The sequence below is a fragment of the Tepidimonas fonticaldi genome (assembly GCF_001675355.1).
Taxonomy (GTDB): domain Bacteria; phylum Pseudomonadota; class Gammaproteobacteria; order Burkholderiales; family Burkholderiaceae_C; genus Tepidimonas; species Tepidimonas fonticaldi.
This window is the reverse complement of record NZ_LZDH01000056.1, coordinates 577,753-592,539: the sequence shown is the minus strand read 5'-3', so window position 1 is coordinate 592,539 and position 14,787 is coordinate 577,753. Positions and strand designations below refer to the sequence as shown.

At 70.0% G+C, this 14,787-nt stretch carries 12 protein-coding genes; 6 read left to right on the top strand and 6 right to left on the bottom strand.

The window, feature by feature from the left end:
- Positions 1 to 61: 61 nt before the first annotated feature.
- The 3 genes from A9O67_RS13610 to A9O67_RS08585 form a co-directional block, all read right to left on the bottom strand.
- Entirely contained in the window at positions 62 to 256 is a 195-nt protein-coding gene (locus A9O67_RS13610; RefSeq protein WP_197484464.1) for a hypothetical protein, read from the bottom strand.
- Between the two features lie 209 nt (positions 257 to 465).
- Positions 466 to 945 (bottom strand): DNA polymerase III subunit chi, encoded by a 480-nt coding sequence (locus A9O67_RS08590; RefSeq protein WP_068609283.1) that lies wholly within the window; start codon positions 943 to 945, stop codon positions 466 to 468.
- Positions 946 to 967: 22 nt separating this feature from the next.
- Complete coding sequence (locus tag A9O67_RS08585; protein ID WP_068609281.1) at positions 968 to 2,485, bottom strand: leucyl aminopeptidase; 1,518 nt, start codon at positions 2,483 to 2,485, stop codon at positions 968 to 970.
- A gap of 30 nt (positions 2,486 to 2,515) precedes the next feature.
- On the opposite strand from A9O67_RS08585, the gene lptF reads away from it, so the two are divergent.
- From lptF to A9O67_RS08565, 4 genes are read left to right on the top strand one after another with little or no spacing between them, the layout of a single operon-like run.
- Complete coding sequence (gene lptF, locus A9O67_RS08580) at positions 2,516 to 3,619, top strand: LPS export ABC transporter permease LptF (RefSeq protein ID WP_068609279.1); 1,104 nt, start codon at positions 2,516 to 2,518, stop codon at positions 3,617 to 3,619.
- A complete protein-coding gene (lptG, locus tag A9O67_RS08575; RefSeq protein ID WP_068609277.1) occupies positions 3,616 to 4,725 on the top strand; it encodes an LPS export ABC transporter permease LptG in 1,110 nt (369 codons plus the stop codon). Before lptF ends, lptG begins: the two co-directional genes overlap by 4 nt.
- 17 nt (positions 4,726 to 4,742) lie before the next feature.
- Positions 4,743 to 5,687, top strand: a complete 945-nt coding sequence (locus A9O67_RS08570; RefSeq protein ID WP_068609275.1) for a CysB family HTH-type transcriptional regulator — start codon at positions 4,743 to 4,745, stop codon at positions 5,685 to 5,687.
- 28 nt (positions 5,688 to 5,715) lie between these two features.
- Positions 5,716 to 6,906 carry a pyridoxal phosphate-dependent aminotransferase gene (locus A9O67_RS08565; RefSeq protein WP_068609273.1) on the top strand — a complete coding sequence of 397 codons (1,191 nt, stop codon included), beginning with the start codon at positions 5,716 to 5,718 and terminating at the stop codon, positions 6,904 to 6,906.
- 12 nt (positions 6,907 to 6,918) lie between these two features.
- Here the strand turns inward: A9O67_RS08565 and hrpA are convergent, their stop codons facing one another.
- Entirely contained in the window at positions 6,919 to 10,875 is a 3,957-nt protein-coding gene (gene hrpA / locus A9O67_RS08560; RefSeq protein WP_068609271.1) for an ATP-dependent RNA helicase HrpA, read from the bottom strand.
- A 68-nt stretch (positions 10,876 to 10,943) separates the two neighbouring features.
- On the opposite strand from hrpA, the gene argA reads away from it, so the two are divergent.
- Positions 10,944 to 12,293 carry an amino-acid N-acetyltransferase gene (gene argA / locus A9O67_RS08555; RefSeq protein WP_068609269.1) on the top strand — a complete coding sequence of 450 codons (1,350 nt, stop codon included), beginning with the start codon at positions 10,944 to 10,946 and terminating at the stop codon, positions 12,291 to 12,293.
- Positions 12,294 to 12,308: 15 nt separating this feature from the next.
- On the opposite strand, the gene A9O67_RS08550 is transcribed toward argA, so the two are convergent.
- Complete coding sequence (locus tag A9O67_RS08550) at positions 12,309 to 13,313, bottom strand: TerC family protein (RefSeq protein ID WP_068609266.1); 1,005 nt, start codon at positions 13,311 to 13,313, stop codon at positions 12,309 to 12,311.
- A gap of 103 nt (positions 13,314 to 13,416) precedes the next feature.
- Here A9O67_RS08550 and A9O67_RS08545 point away from each other — a divergent pair, with 103 nt between their 5' ends.
- Entirely contained in the window at positions 13,417 to 14,304 is an 888-nt protein-coding gene (locus tag A9O67_RS08545; RefSeq protein WP_068609264.1) for a LysR family transcriptional regulator, read from the top strand.
- A 115-nt stretch (positions 14,305 to 14,419) separates the two neighbouring features.
- Here A9O67_RS08545 and A9O67_RS08540 read toward each other — a convergent pair whose 3' ends face one another.
- The gene (locus A9O67_RS08540; RefSeq protein ID WP_068609262.1) at positions 14,420 to 14,644 is read right to left on the bottom strand and encodes a hypothetical protein; all 225 of its coding nucleotides are present in this window, start codon (positions 14,642 to 14,644) and stop codon (positions 14,420 to 14,422) included.
- Positions 14,645 to 14,787 lie beyond the last annotated feature (143 nt).

The window sequence follows — 14,787 nt, the reverse complement described above, 5'->3', positions numbered from 1 at the left end:
TTTCGCGCAGGCCTTTACGATACACGAAAAACGTCAGATCAGATGAGGGCGTCTGAAAGGGTCAATTGCGGGTTGACCCTAATGCATCACCCAACGCTTCGCGGACATGATCCGCGATTTCATCGCGCAATGTCGCGGCAATCACCGCGGCACCGGCACTCGACTGCGCCAGCATCCAGGCCTGCAGCGCATCCGCAATGCGCCACTCCAACTCAGGCAAAAAGCGTGCCATCACCCGGTCGGTGATCGTGTCCACCAGCGCCTCGGTCGGCGGGGCGGGTGCCGCGGCCTCGGTCGCCACCCCATCGGTCGCCACCGCCTCGGGAATCGAATGAGGCCCCGGTGGTGATGACGCGGGTGGCACGAACGACGGCGCGGACGGCGCTGGGGCCGGAGCCACCGACAGCCCCGCCACCACATCGGTGAGCGTGGGGACGACCGGCGGCGGCTGACGACCCGGCGGTGTCATGCCCCCACCCCGGCCGGTGCCGGCGCAGACCGTTGGGCCCGATCGTGCGCGACCGGGCTCACACCCATGCCCTGGTAGCGGCGCCAGCGCTGCCGCGCGGCGGCCTTGTCGGCCTCGTCGGACGAGACCACCTCCACCACGCGCGCAAACCGCACCCCGTCGGCCTCCAGCACGCTGGGCCATTCGGGCTGGGCATTCACGAGCACGCCGCGCTCGCCCGCCAGGGGATCGGCGGGCCCGGCGATCACGACGGGCGATCGTTTGCGCAGCAGCTCGGCCGCGTCGGCGCGAACATGGGGGACGAAGTCATCGACCGGCAGCGTCCACAGCGCCTCGTCGAGGCGCGCCACCTCGTCCGGCGCGACCACCACCCACACCCGCGCCCCCGCCGCGTAAGCCTTGGCCAGCAGACGGCAGAGGTAGGTGCTGCGCGCTGGCCAGGGGGCCGGCACGTTCAGGTGAAACGCCACGTCCATGGCGGCATTCGCATTCAGGGGGTCAATGGGCGGCGCGCCGGCTGCGCTTGGACGGGCGGGTCGAGCGGTCCGGTTGGCCCTGGGTCTGCGCCCGCGCCGCCTCGTCGAGCAGATAGCGCACCAGCAGCGGGACGGGCCGCCCCGTGGCGCCCTTGTCCTTGCCGCTCTTCCAGGCGGTGCCGGCGATGTCCAGGTGCGCCCACGGTACGTCCTTGACGAAGCGCTGCAGAAACTTGGCCGCGGTGACCGCACCTGCCGCCCGACCGCCGACGTTGGCCACGTCCGCAAAGGACGACTTCAGCGCCTCGCCGTACTCCTCGTCGAGCGGCATGCGCCAGCAGGGATCGGCCGCCGCATCGCCGGCCTCGAGCAGGGCGCGCGCCAGCTCGTCGTCGTTGGCGAACAGGCCCGAGCGCACCTGGCCCAGCGCGATCACGCAGGCCCCGGTCAGCGTGGCGATATCGATCACGGCACGCGGCTGGAAGCGCTGCGCGTAGGTCAGCGCGTCGCACAGGATCAGACGCCCCTCGGCATCGGTGTTCAGAATCTCGATGGTTTGACCGCTGAGGCTGCGCACGACGTCGCCCGGCTTGACCGCGCGGCCGCCCGGCATGTTTTCGCAGGCCGGGATCAGGCCCACGACGTTGAGGGCCGGGCGCAGATGGGCCAGCGCCTCGAACGTGCCCAGCACGCTGGCCGCGCCGCCCATGTCGAATTTCATTTCGTCCATGTCCGCCGCGGGCTTGAGCGAGATGCCCCCCGTGTCGAACGTGATCCCCTTGCCGACCAGCACCACCGGCGCGACCGACTTGGCCGCCCCGCGGTAGTGCAGGACGATGAAGCGCAGCGGCTGATCCGACCCCTGCGCGACGGCGAGGAAGGCGCCCATGCCCAGCTTGGCCACCTCTTTGGGGCCGAGCACCTCCACGGCGATGCCGCGGCCTTGCAGGGCCTTGGCCGCCTCCGCCAAGTCCGACGGCGTGGCGTGGTTGGCGGGGCGGTTGGCCCATTCCTTGGCCAGCTCCTGCCCGCGCACGGTGGCCACGGCCTCGTCGAAGGTCGATTGCACCCCCTCGCGGTTCGCCACCCCCACGGTGACGGCAGCCAGGGCACGCGGCTGCGGCTCGGACAGCGTGGTCGTGTAGCGGTAGCTCGCCTCGGCCACGGCCAACACGGCGGACCGCACGGCCAGCGGCGGCAGCGCCCCCAGTTGCAGGACCAGACGGCGCACCGGCGAGCCGCCCTTGAGGGCACCGAACGCGGCCGAAACCGCCTGCCGCACCCGGGGCGCACTGCCGTCGCCGCAGCGCACCAGCACGACGCGCCGCGGCCGCACGCCAGGCAGCCGGTGGGCGGCCAGCCACTGTCCGGGCTCGGCCTTCAGATCGCCCTCGGCCAGCGCCTGGCGCGCCCAGAGGGTCAGCGGATCGGCCTGGGCGGCATCCCCGCCGTCGCCGGCATCGGGCCACAGCAGGATCAGCGCATCGGCCTCGGTGGAGGCGGCTTCGTGCGCCGTGAGCGTCTTGAGTTGGAAGTCCATAATGCGGGCTGTCGTTTCGAACCACCGTCGATGTTATTCGAATCCTCGATCCGCCGCGAACTGGCGCGCAGCTTCGGCGCCGCGCTGGTCGTGATGCTGACCGTCGTCATCACCATGATGCTGGTGCGATCGCTCGGCCAGGCCAGCCGCGGCGAGGTGGACCCGCAGACGCTCGTGCTGTTTTTGACCTACGGCATGCTCGGGCAACTGGGCCCCGTGCTGACCGTCGCGCTGTTCGTCGCGGTGGCGGGCACGCTGTCGCGCATGTACCGCGACAGCGAGATGGTGATCTGGCACATGAGCGGGCTGGGGCTCGGGCGCTTCATTCGTCCCGTGGTCCGGTTTGCGTGGCCCATCTGGGTCGCGATCGCCGTCCTGATGGCTTTTGCCGCGCCGTGGGCGCAGCAGCAGCGCGACGAGATGCGCGCGCGCTACGAGCAGCGCGGCGACCTCGAGCGCATCGCGCCCGGACAGTTTCAGGAGTCCAGCGGCGGGCGCCGGGTGTTTTTCATCGACCGCGACACGCAAAATGGCCGCGAGGGCCGCAATGTGTTCGTCGCCAGCGTCGAGCGCGACGGCAGCGAAAGCATCGTGTCGGCCCGCGCGGGCCGCGTGGTGACGGTGGACGGGGTGACCTATCTGGTGCTGGAGGACGGCCAGCGCCTGTGGCGGCCGGCCCAGGACAGCCACGAGGCGTTGCAGGTCAGCGAGTTCGAGCAGCACTGGGTGCGGGTGCACGGCGCCAGCGCCACGGCGGGCGACGTCAGCCGGCGCGGTGCGCTGCCGACCTGGGTGCTGCTGCGGGACGGGTCGCCCGCCAGCCGCGGCGAGCTGGCGTGGCGCGCCGGCATGGTGATCAGCGCCATCAACCTGGCCCTGCTGGCCATCGCCGTCGCGGCCACCAATCCGCGCGCGGGCAAGAGCGGCAATCTGCTGTTCATGCTGCTGGCCTTCGTCACCTACTACAACCTGCTGAGCGCGGGCAGCGACTGGATCGCCCGCGAACGCGTCGGCGCCCTGTCCTTCATGCTGGCGCTGCACGGGGGCGTGGCCCTGGGGGCGCTGCTGTGGATGGCGCACCGCGAACACCCCTGGACCCTGCGGCTGCGCCGCCGCGCGGAGTCGCCCGCATGAAAACCGTCCGGCGGCTGATCTACGGCGAGGTGCTGGCGGCGGTGGCGTTCGTGCTGCTGGCCTTCCTGGCGCTGTTCTCGTTCTTCGACCTGATCGACGATCTGTCGTCCCTGGGCCGCCCGTCGCTCGTGCGCCCCGGGGACCAGTACGACATGACCGACGCCCTGCTCTACGTCGGCCTGCTGCTGCCCAGCCGCTTGTACGAGCTGATGCCGATCGCGGTGCTGATCGGCACGGTGTACGCCATGGCCCGGCTGGCCCAGGGGTCGGAATTCACCATTTTGCGCACCAGCGGCCTGGGACCGGGGCGGGCCCTGCGGCTGGTGGCGGTGCTGGGCGTGGGCTTCGCGGTGCTGACCTTTGCCGTGGGCGACTACCTGGCCCCGGCGGCCGAGCGCCAAGGCCAATTGCTCAAGGCGCAGTTTCGCGGGGGGATCAGCATCGGGCAGACCGGCGCCTGGCTGCGGGAGCGCACGCAGGACACGCACACCTCGGTAAATGTGCGGGCGCTGTCCCCCGATGGAGAGCTGCGCGGCATCCGGCTGTTCGTCTTCGACGCCCACGGCCGCGTGCGGGAGACGGTTCGAGCAGCGGCCGGCACCATCGACGCGCAAACGGGCGTCTGGCACCTGCGGGAGGTGGAGCGCCAGCGGTTCGACGACGCGCAGCACACCCGCCGCGAAGCGCTGGCCACGCTCGACTGGCCCTCCTCCCTGAGCGCGGACATGCTCAACGTGGCCCTGCTCAAGCCCCAGCGCATGCGCACGCTGGACCTGTTCAACTATGTGCGGCACCTGGAGGCCAACGAACAGACCGCCCAGCGCTACGAGATCGAGTTCTGGCGCAAGCTCTTCTACCCGCTGAGCTGCGTGGTGATGGTGGTGCTGGCGCTGCCGTTCGCCTATCTGCACTTCCGCAACCAGGGGCTGTCGGCCTATGTGTTCGCGGGCATCATGATCGGCATCAGCTTCTTCCTGATCAACAGCGTGTTCGGCCACATCGGCAACCTGCACGACTGGCAGCCCTGGCTGGCCGCGGGGGCGCCGTCGGCCCTGTACTCGCTGCTGTCGCTGGCCGCCTTTGGCTGGCTGGTGCTGCGCCGCTGACGCGTTGGAGGTCGTGCGTGAATCTGCATCAGTTTCGCTTCGTGCAAGAGGCCGTGCGCCGCAACCTCAACCTGACCGAGGCGGCCAAGGCCCTGCACACCTCGCAGCCGGGCGTCTCCAAGGCCATCCTGGAGCTGGAGGACGAACTCGGCATCGACATCTTTGCGCGCCACGGCAAGCGCATCAAGCGGCTGACCGAGCCCGGCCGGCAGGTCGTGCGCAGCATCGAAATCATCCTGCGCGAGGTGCAAAACCTCAAACGCATCGGGGAGCATTACGCGGCCCAGGACAGCGGCACGCTGTCCATCGCCACCACGCACACCCAGGCGCGCTATGTGCTGCCCGCGCCGGTGGTGCGGCTGCGGCAGGCCTACCCCAAGGTCAGCATCAGCCTGCATCAGGGCTCGCCCGATCAGGTGGCGCGCCTGGTGCTCGAAGACGGCGCCGACATCGGGATTGCGACGGAATCGCTGTCGCACTACGACGATCTGGTCACCCTGCCCTGCTACGAATGGCAGCACATGCTGGTGCTCCCCCCGGGCCACCCGCTGCTGGAGCGCGAGCGCATCGGGCTGGAGGACCTGGTCGCGCAGCCGCTCATCACCTACCACCCCACCTTCACCGGGCGCACACGCATCGACCAAGCCTTCGCCCAACGCGGCCTCACGCCCCAGATCGTGCTGGAAGCCATCGATTCCGACGTCATCAAAACCTACGTCAAGCTGGGCATGGGTGTGGGCATCGTGGCCGAAATGGCCGTCCAGGGCGAGGAGCGCACGCCGGATCTGGTGGCCCGGCCGGCGGGCCACTTGTTCGGCCAGAACGTGGCGCGGGTGGCGTTCAAACGCGGTGCGTACCTGCGCCAGTTCGTGCTGCGTTTTGCCGAGTTTCTCAGTGACCGCCTCTCGCGCGACCTCATCCTGCGCGCGATGGAAGGCGGCGGCCACGACTACCAACTGTGATGCCCCCGACGCCAGCGCCCCACCGACCATGAACGCCCCCATTGCCCCCCAGCCCCCGCGCACGCCCGCGCTGACCAGTCGGCTGCCCCACGTCGGCACGACCATCTTCACCGTCATGTCCACCCTGGCGCAGGAGACCGGTGCCGTCAACCTGGGGCAGGGCTTTCCCGACTTCGACTGCGACCCCCGGCTGCCCCAGGCGGTGACCGCGGCCATGCAGGCCGGGCACAACCAGTATCCGCCGATGGCGGGCGTGCCGGCGCTGCGCGAGGGCATCGCGCGCAAGGTCGAGGCGCTGTACGGCCGCCGCTACGACCCCGGCACCGAGATCACGGTCACGGCAGGCGCCACCCAGGCCATCCTGACCGCCATCCTGGCGCTGGTCCACCCCGGGGACGAGGTGATCGTGCTGGAGCCGTGCTACGACAGCTATGTACCCAACATCGAGCTGGCCGGCGGTACGGTGGTGCGCGTGCCGCTCGTGCCCGGCACCTTCCGCCCGGACTTCGACCGCCTGGCCGCCGCCCTGAGCCCGCGCACGCGCGCCATCCTGATCAACACCCCGCACAACCCGAGCGGGACGGTCTGGGGCGCCGGCGACCTGCAGCGCCTGTACGACCTGGTGGCCAGCACGGATGTCTGGCTGATCGGCGACGAGGTCTATGAGCACATGGTCTACGACGGCCAGACGCACCAGAGTCTGGCCACGCACCCCGGACTGGCGGCGCGCGCGCTGATCGTCAGCAGCTTTGGCAAGACCTACCATGTGACCGGCTGGAAGGTGGGCTATGTACTGGCCCCGGCGGCGATGATGGCCGAGTTCCGCAAGGTGCACCAGTTCAACGTCTTTACGGTCAACACGCCGATGCAGCACGGGCTGGCGGCCTATCTGGCCGACCCGGCCCCCTACCTGGGGCTGAGCGCCTTCTACCAGGCCAAGCGCGACCGCTTCCGCGCCGGGCTGGCGCGCACCCGGTTCCGCCTGCTGCCGTGCGAGGGCACCTACTTCCAGTGCGTGGACTACAGCGCGCTGGCGGTGCCCGAGCGCGACCTGCCCGAGGCCGCTTTCTGCGAATGGCTGACGCGCGAGGTGGGCGTGGCCGCGATCCCGCTGTCGGCCTTCTATGGCGACGGGTTCGATCAGCGGGTGGTGCGCTTTTGCTTTGCCAAGCGCGACGCCACCCTGGACACCGCGCTGGAGCGGCTGGCCCGGCTGTGACGGGACCTTCCCTCAGCCGATCTGCGCCCAGACCTTGTCCAGCCGCTTGAGGCTGACCGGGTAGGGGGTGCGCAGCTCCTGCGCGAACAGGCTGACGCGCAGCTCCTCGAGCATCCAGCGCAGTTCCTGCAGGCGCTCGTCGAGCTGGCCCTTGCGTTCGGCCACCAGACGCCAGAAGCGCTGCTCGTGCGGGCGCAGCTCGGCCAGCCGCGCGGCATCGCGCGCCGGATCGGCGCGGCACTTGTCCAACCGCAACTGCACCGCCTTCAGATAGCGCGGCAGATGGGTCAGCGCCTCCCACGGCGTGTCATGCAAAAACCGCTTGCCCACCAACCGCTGCAGGTGCTGTTGCTCGTCTGCCGCCGTGGCGGCCGGGGGCTTGCCGTCGCGCAACTTGCGCTGGGCGGCGGCCCACTCGGTGAGCACCTGCGCGGCCAGCCGCGCGACCTCGTGGGCGATCAGCACCAGACGCCCCCGCCCCTCCTGCAAGCGGCGCTCGAAGGACTCGCCATCGTGCGGCAACGGCGCCTGCAAAAAGGCGCGCTCGATGGCCACCTCCACGATCTGGGTGCGCAACTCGTCCTGCGTACCCAGCGGCATGTACAGCACGGCCATCTTCTGCCAATCCGGCAGGTTTTTGTCCAGCGCCTTGAGCGTGTCGCGCAACTGCAGCGCAAACAGCCGCCGCAGCCCCAGACGATGGTGGCGCGCGGCCAGCTCGGGCTCGTCGTAGACGGCCAGCGTCACGGCGTCGCCCGCGTCCAGCAGCGCCGGGTAACCGATCAACGTCTGGCGGCCCTGGCGGATTTCCATCATCTCCGGCCAGGGGCCGAAGGTCCAGCGGGTGTGGCGGGTGCTGGCGTCAGGCAGATCCGGCTGTGCGGGCGCAGCCGGGCGGTCCGGGGCCCGGTCGGCGGTGGGCCGGTCGGCAGCCTGCACGGAGGGCTGGGCGGCAGACGGCGGGGCGGACTCGGGGACGGCGGCGGCGCCGAGTTTGAGTGCCGCAAGCGCCTGGAAGGCGCCCCGCGCCTGCCCCCCCCACTCCGCCTTGAGGGCCGGCAGGTTGCGCCCCATGGCGAGCTGGCGGCCATGCTCATCCACGACCCGGATGTTCAAGAACAAATGGGCCGGCACCGTCTCGAGCTTGAAGTCGGTACGCTGCACCGGCAGACCCGTGCGCTCGCGCACGGCGGCCAGCACGGCATCGAGCAGGCTGCCCTGGGCCCAGCGCGCGGGCGCGAGCAGCGCCTCGGTCAGGCTCTGCGCCGTCTCGGGCAGCGGCACCAGCCGTGCGCGGGGCTTTTGCGGCAGGCTCTTGAGCAAGGCCAGCACCTTGTCCCGCAACATTCCCGGCACCAGCCACTCGGCGCGCTCGGCCGACACCTGGTTGAGGGCGAACAAGGGCACATCCACCGTCACGCCGTCGCGCGGGTCGCCCGGCTCGTGCAGGTAATGCGCCCGGCAATCCACCCCGCCCAGGCGCACCACGGGCGGAAAGGCCTGCGTGGTGATGCCTGCCGCCTCGTGGCGCATCAGCTCATCGCGGCTGAGCATCAGCAGCCGCGGCTGGGTGCGCGACGCCTCGCGCCACCAGCGCTCCAGATCGCGGCCCGTGCAGATGCCGGCCGGGATCTGGCTGTCGTAGAAGGCGTAGATCAGCGCATCGTCCACCAGCACATCCTGGCGCCGGGCCTTGTGCTCCAGCGCCTGCACCTCGCGCAGCACGCGGCGGTTGTGCGACCAGAAGGGCAGCCGGGTGTCCCAGGTGTCCTCGGTCAGCCCGGCGACCAGCGCCTCGCGGATGAAGACCTCGCGCGCGGCCGCGGGGTCGATGCGGCCATACGACACACGGCGCTGGCTGTACACCGTCAGGCCGTAGAGGGTGCCGCGCTCGTGGGCGACGACCTCGGCGCTGCGCTTTTCCCAGTGGGGATCGCCCACTTGGCGCTTGATCAGATGCGCGCCCACCTGCTCCAGCCACTGCGGCTCGATCGTGGCCAGCCCGCGGCCGTACAGGCGCGTGGTTTCCACCAGCTCGGCGCAGAGGATCCAGCGGCCGGGGCGCTTTTTCAGCCGCACCCCCGGGTGCGGCACGAACTTGATGCCGCGCGCGCCCAGATAGACGTCCTCCGACTCGTGCTTGCAGCCCACGTTGCCCAGCAGCCCCGCCAGCAGGCTCAGGTGGATCTGCTCGTAGGTGGCGGGCTGGGTGTTGGGCTTCCAGCCGTGCTCCGCGGCCACGGTGTGCAGCTGCTGGTGGATGTCGCGCCATTCGCGCAGGCGGCGCAGGTGGATGAAGCGCTCGCGCAGCAGCGCCTCGTACTGCCGGTTGGACAGCCGGTGCGTCGGGGCCTCGCCCGGCGCATGCACGCCGCCGCGCGCCTTCTCCAGCCAGTCCCAGAGCTTGAGGATGCCGACGAATTCGCTGCGCTCGTCGTCGAAGGCCGCGTGCGCCTGGTCGGCCTTGGCCTGCGCCTCCAGGGGCCGCTCGCGCACGTCCTGCACGCTCAGGGCGCTGGCGATGACCAGCACCTCCGCCAAGGCCCCGCGGTCGCGCGCCGCCAGGATCATGCGCCCCACGCGCGGGTCCAACGGCAGCCGGGCCAGCTCGCGTCCCAAGGGGGTCAGCGCCAGGCCGTCGTCCAGCGCGCCCAGCTCCTGCAGCAGTTGGTAGCCGTCGGTGATGGCGCGGCGCGACGGCGCTTCCAGAAACGGAAACGCCTCCACGTCACCCAATCCCAGCGACTTCATGCGCAGAATGACGCCGGCCAGCGACGAGCGCAGGATCTCCGGGTCGGTATAGCGCGGCCGCGCGGCAAAATCCCGCTCATCGAACAGACGGATGCAAATGCCCTCGGCGACGCGGCCGCAGCGGCCCGCGCGCTGGTTGGCCGCGGCCTGGCTGATCGGCTCCACCAGCAGCTGCTCGACCTTGCTGCGCAGGCTGTAGCGCTTGACGCGCGCCAACCCGGAGTCGATCACGTAGCGGATGCCCGGGACGGTGAGCGACGTCTCGGCCACGTTGGTGGCCAGCACGATGCGCCGCGCCCCGCTCGGGTGGAAGATGCGGCTCTGCTCCGCCGCGCTCAGGCGCGCGTACAGCGGCAGCACCTCGGTGCCGCGCAGCGCCGGCTGGTGGCTCAGGTGGCGGCGCAGATGGTCGGCGGCGTCGCGGATCTCGCGCTCGCCGGGCAGAAAGACCAGGATGTCGCCATCGTGCGCGCCGCCGCGCCACAGTTCGTCCACCGCGTCGGCGATCGCCTCATTCAAGCCGTAGTCGCGGCTTTCCTCGAACGGGCGCCAGCGGATTTCCACCGGGTAGGTGCGTCCGCTGACCTGGATGACCGGTGCGGGCCCGTTGGGCCCGGCAAAATGCTGCGCGAAGCGTTCGGCGTCGATCGTCGCCGAGGTGATGATGACCTTGAGGTCCGGGCGCTTGGGCAGCAGCTGCTTCAGATACCCGAGCAGGAAATCGATGTTGAGGCTGCGCTCGTGCGCCTCGTCGATGATCAGCGTGTCGTAGGCGCGCAGCAGGGGGTCGCGCTGCGTCTCGGCCAGCAGGATGCCGTCGGTCATCAGCTTGATCGCCGCGCCCGGCTGCAGCCGGTCGTGGAAGCGGATCTGATAGCCGACCAGCGCGCCGAGCTCGGTCTGCGTCTCTTCCGCGATGCGCGCCGCGACCGACGTGGCCGCCAGCCGTCGCGGCTGGGTGTGGCCGATCAGCGGTCGCCGCCGCCGCGTCGCCCCGTCCCCCGCGCGCCAGTCCACGCCGCCGCCACGCCCCATCGCCAGCGCGATCTTGGGCAGCTGCGTCGTCTTGCCCGAGCCGGTCTCCCCGCTGACGATGACGACCGGGTGCGCGCGCAGCGCGGCCTCGATCTCGTCGCGCCGGGCGGACACCGGCAGCGATTCCGGAAACGCGATCACCGGCGCCCGCGCCGGCTGGTGGCACACTTCGTTTTGCGGCATGACCGCGCGATTATCCCGATCCCGACCGCTCCCCACGCCGCCACCGGCGGCCGCCTGCTGCCCACCCGATGTCCACCGTCTTCAATTTCACCTTCGTGCCCTGGTTCCGGTCGGTGGCACCGTACATCCACAAGTTCCGCAACCAGACCTTCGTGGTCGGCGTGCCGGGCGAGGCCATCGCCGCCGGCAAGCTGCCCAACCTGGTGCAGGACCTCGCGCTCATCCAAAGCATGGGCGTGCGCGTGGTGCTGGTGCACGGCTTTCGCCCGCAGGTCAACGAGCAGTTGCGCGCCAAGGGGCACGAAGCCCGCTACCACCGCGGCATCCGCATCACCGACTCGGTGGCGCTGGACAGTGCCCAAGAGGCCGCGGGCCAACTGCGCTACGAGATCGAGGCCGCCTTCAGCATGGGGCTGCCCAACACGCCCATGGCGGGCGCCACCGTGCGCGTCATCTCGGGCAACTTCATCACCGCGCGGCCGGTGGGCATCGTCGATGGCATCGATTTTCAGCACTCGGGGCTGGTGCGCAAGGTGGACGCCGTCGGCATCGTGCGCGCGCTGGACATGGGGGCGCTGGTGCTGCTGTCGCCCTTCGGCTTCTCGCCCACGGGCGAGGCGTTCAACCTCAGCATGGAGGAGGTGGCCACCAGCGTCGCGGTGGCGCTGCAGGCCGACAAGCTCATCTTCGTCACCGAGATCCCCGGCATCCGCGTGCGGCCGTTCGATCCGCCAGGCGACGACAACCCCATCGACACCGAGCTGCCGCTGGCCGACGCCGAGCGCATCCTGGCCGAGGGGCCGCAGCCCGCGCAGCCCACCGACCCGGGCTTTTACCTGCAGTACTGCGTGCGGGCCTGCAAGGGGGGCGTGGAGCGCAGCCACATCATCCCCTTTGCCGTGGACGGCTCGCTGCTGCTGGAGGTGTATGTGCACGACGGCATCGGCACCATGGTCGTGGACGAGAAGCTGGAGAGCCTGCGCGAGGCCAACGCCGACGACGTGGGCGGCATCCTGCAACTGATCGAACCGTTCGAGAAAGACGGCACGCTGGTCAAGCGCAGCCGCACCGAGATCGAACGCGACATCGCCAACTACACCATCATCGAGCACGATGGCGTGATCTTTGGCTGCGCGGCACTCTACCCCTACCCCGAGGCCCGCACCGGCGAGATGGCTTCGCTGACCGTCTCGCCGCAGGCGCAGGGCCAGGGCGACGGCGAAAAACTGCTCAAGCGCATCGAGCAGCGCGCGCGGCTGATGGGGCTGGAGAGCATCTTCGTGCTCACCACCCGCACCATGCACTGGTTCCTCAAACGGGGCTTTCAGCCCGTGCCGCCCGATTGGCTGCCCGAGGCGCGCAAGCGCAAATACAACTGGGACCGGCGCAGCCAGGTGCTGGTCAAGCGCCTGGGTTGAGGCGGCCCCCGCCCGTCACATGACGCGGTGCGGGCCGCCGCGGGCGGCCTCGTCCTGGCGCGTCTTCCACAGCGAGTACAGCACGCCTCCGGCGATCAGGCCCAAGGTCACCGACAGCGAAACCACCGCCGGGATCTTGCCCACGATGCCGACCAGGAAAATCTTCGCCCCGATGAACACCAGCACCAGCGCCAGCGCGTACTTGAGGTAGTAGAAGCGGTGGATCATCGCCGCCAGCGCAAAGTACAGCGCCCGCAGGCCCAGGATCGCAAAGATGTTGCTGGTGTAGACGATGAACGGGTCGGTGGTGATGGCAAAGATGGCCGGCACCGAGTCGACGGCGAAGATCAGGTCGGCCGTCTCCACCAGCACCAGCGCCAGCAACAGCGGCGTCGCCCACAGCACGGGCTGCCCCGTCGCGGGGTGCGGCTCGCGCACCACGAAGGCGTTGCCGCGCAGGCCATCCGTCACGCGCATGTGCCGGCGCAGAAACTTCAGCAACGGGTTGTTGGCGATGTCCGGCTCCTCATCCGCCGCAAACCACATCTTCACACCCGTGATGACCAAAAAGCCGCCGAACACGTACAGGATCCACGCGAACTCCTGGACCAGCACCGCGCCCAGACCGATCATCAGCGCACGCAGAACGATCACGCCCAAAATGCCCCAGAACAGCACCCGGTGCTGGTACAGGCGCGGAATGCCCAGAAAGCCAAAGATCAGCGCGATCACGAAGACGTTGTCCATGGACAGCGACTTCTCGATCAAAAAGCCGGTGTAGTACGCCATGCCGCTGTCGGCACCCAGGTACCACCACACCCAGGTGCCGAACAGCAGGCCCGCGGTGATGTAACCCGCCGACAGCAGCAGGCTTTCGCGCACGCCAATCTCGCGCTGCTCGTGATGCAGCACGCCCAGGTCAAAGACCAGCAAGGCGATGACGATGCCGATGAACACCGCCCAGATCCAGGCGGGTTTGCCCATGAAATCGGCGGCCCCAAAAGCAAGCAAAGCGTCCATACGGTGGTCGGATATTCCTGAAAAGCCTCGATTATGCGGACACCGACGTCCGAAAAAAATACCGACGATACGGATAATCGGTTCGAAAAAACCGAAACGTCAGATGCTCAACTACCGCCACCTGTACTACTTTTGGATGGTCGCGCGCGAAGGCGGCTTTGCCCGCGCGGCCGAGCGCCTGGACATGGCGGTGCAGACGGTCAGCGCCCAGGTGCGCGAGCTGGAACGGGCGCTGGGCCACCAGCTCCTGCGCCCGGCCGGCCGCACCGTGGCCCTGACCGACGCCGGCCGGGCCGCCTTTGCGCGGGCGGACGAGATTTTTCGCATCGGCAGCAGCCTGCCCCAGGCCGTGCGCGAAGCAGCCAGCCGCCCGGCGCTGCGCCTGGCCGTGGGGCTGTCCGACGGCCTGTCCAAACTGGCGGCGCACGCGCTGTTGCAGCCGCTGCTGGATGCGCCCGATCTGCACCTCGTCTGCCACGAAGGCGAACCTGCCGCCTTACTCGCGGAACTGGCGCTGCACCGCCTGGACCTGGTGCTGACCGGCCAGCCCGCCACGCCGCTGCCCACCTTTGCCGTGGACAGCGAGCGCCTGGCCAGCTCACCCGTGGACTGGTACGGTCCGGCGACGCTGGTCACGCCCGACGCCCGGCGCGGCTTTCCCCACGCGCTGCAGGGGCTGCCCGTGCTGCTGCCGACCGCGCATTCGCCGCTGCGCCCGCTGCTGGATCGCTGGCTGGACGAGCACGGCCTGTGCCCCCGGGTGGCCGGGGAGTTCGAGGACAGCGCCCTGATGGCCGTGTTTGCCGCGCGCGGGCTGGGGGTCTTTCCCGCCAGCCGCCTGGGCCTGGACAGCGACGGGCCGCTGCCCGGACTGCTGCCGCTGGGCGCGTGCGCGGGCGTGCGGGAAGACATCCACGCCATCCTGAGCCGGCGCATGCGCCAGCACCCGCTGGTGCAACGGCTGCTGCAGCATGCCGCCAGCCCCCCGTAACGGCATCCCGAAAAAACGAAACCGCCTCCGTGGGAGGCGGCTCGGTGGCAGCCGGGTTACGGCCCGGCGTGCCCGATCGCTCAGGCGCCGGCATGCTTGCCGACGCGCGACGACATCACTGCTTCTGCTCGGCCGGCTTTTCCTCGCCAGCGGGCTGCTGCGCGGGTTGCTGAGCCTGGTCGCCAGCGGGCTGCTGGGCGTTGTCGGCGGGCGCCGCAGCGGGGGCCGGGGCCGGAGCGGCCGCCGGGGCGGGCGCGGGTGCAGGAGATTCTTCCTTCTTGCCGCAGGCAGCCAGGCTGGCGGCGGCGATCAAAGCAGCGATCAGAGCGGTCTTGTTCATGTGAGGTCGATTCCGAATCGGGGGGACACCGGGAGTCCGTGTTGCACAACCGTCGCCCCGCCGGCACGGGGACGACCTGTGGTCCGTGTGCGCCAACCGCGCGAGCGGCTGTGCACCAAACGTATTCATTATGTAACCAACCC

Bases quoted from the DNA above. Each gene is read 5' to 3' on its own strand.
- A9O67_RS08590 (WP_068609283.1), bottom strand. From the start codon at position 945: ATGGACGTGGCGTTTCACCTGAACGTGCCGGCCCCCTGGCCAGCGCGC.
- A9O67_RS08585 (WP_068609281.1), bottom strand. From the start codon at position 2,485: ATGGACTTCCAACTCAAGACGCTCACGGCGCACGAAGCCGCCTCCACC.
- lptF (WP_068609279.1), top strand. From the start codon at position 2,516: ATGTTATTCGAATCCTCGATCCGCCGCGAACTGGCGCGCAGCTTCGGC.
- lptG (WP_068609277.1), top strand. From the start codon at position 3,616: ATGAAAACCGTCCGGCGGCTGATCTACGGCGAGGTGCTGGCGGCGGTG.
- A9O67_RS08565 (WP_068609273.1), top strand. From the start codon at position 5,716: ATGAACGCCCCCATTGCCCCCCAGCCCCCGCGCACGCCCGCGCTGACC.
- hrpA (WP_068609271.1), bottom strand. From the start codon at position 10,875: ATGCCGCAAAACGAAGTGTGCCACCAGCCGGCGCGGGCGCCGGTGATC.
- argA (WP_068609269.1), top strand. From the start codon at position 10,944: ATGTCCACCGTCTTCAATTTCACCTTCGTGCCCTGGTTCCGGTCGGTG.
- A9O67_RS08550 (WP_068609266.1), bottom strand. From the start codon at position 13,313: ATGGACGCTTTGCTTGCTTTTGGGGCCGCCGATTTCATGGGCAAACCC.
- A9O67_RS08545 (WP_068609264.1), top strand. From the start codon at position 13,417: ATGCTCAACTACCGCCACCTGTACTACTTTTGGATGGTCGCGCGCGAA.
- A9O67_RS08540 (WP_068609262.1), bottom strand. From the start codon at position 14,644: ATGAACAAGACCGCTCTGATCGCTGCTTTGATCGCCGCCGCCAGCCTG.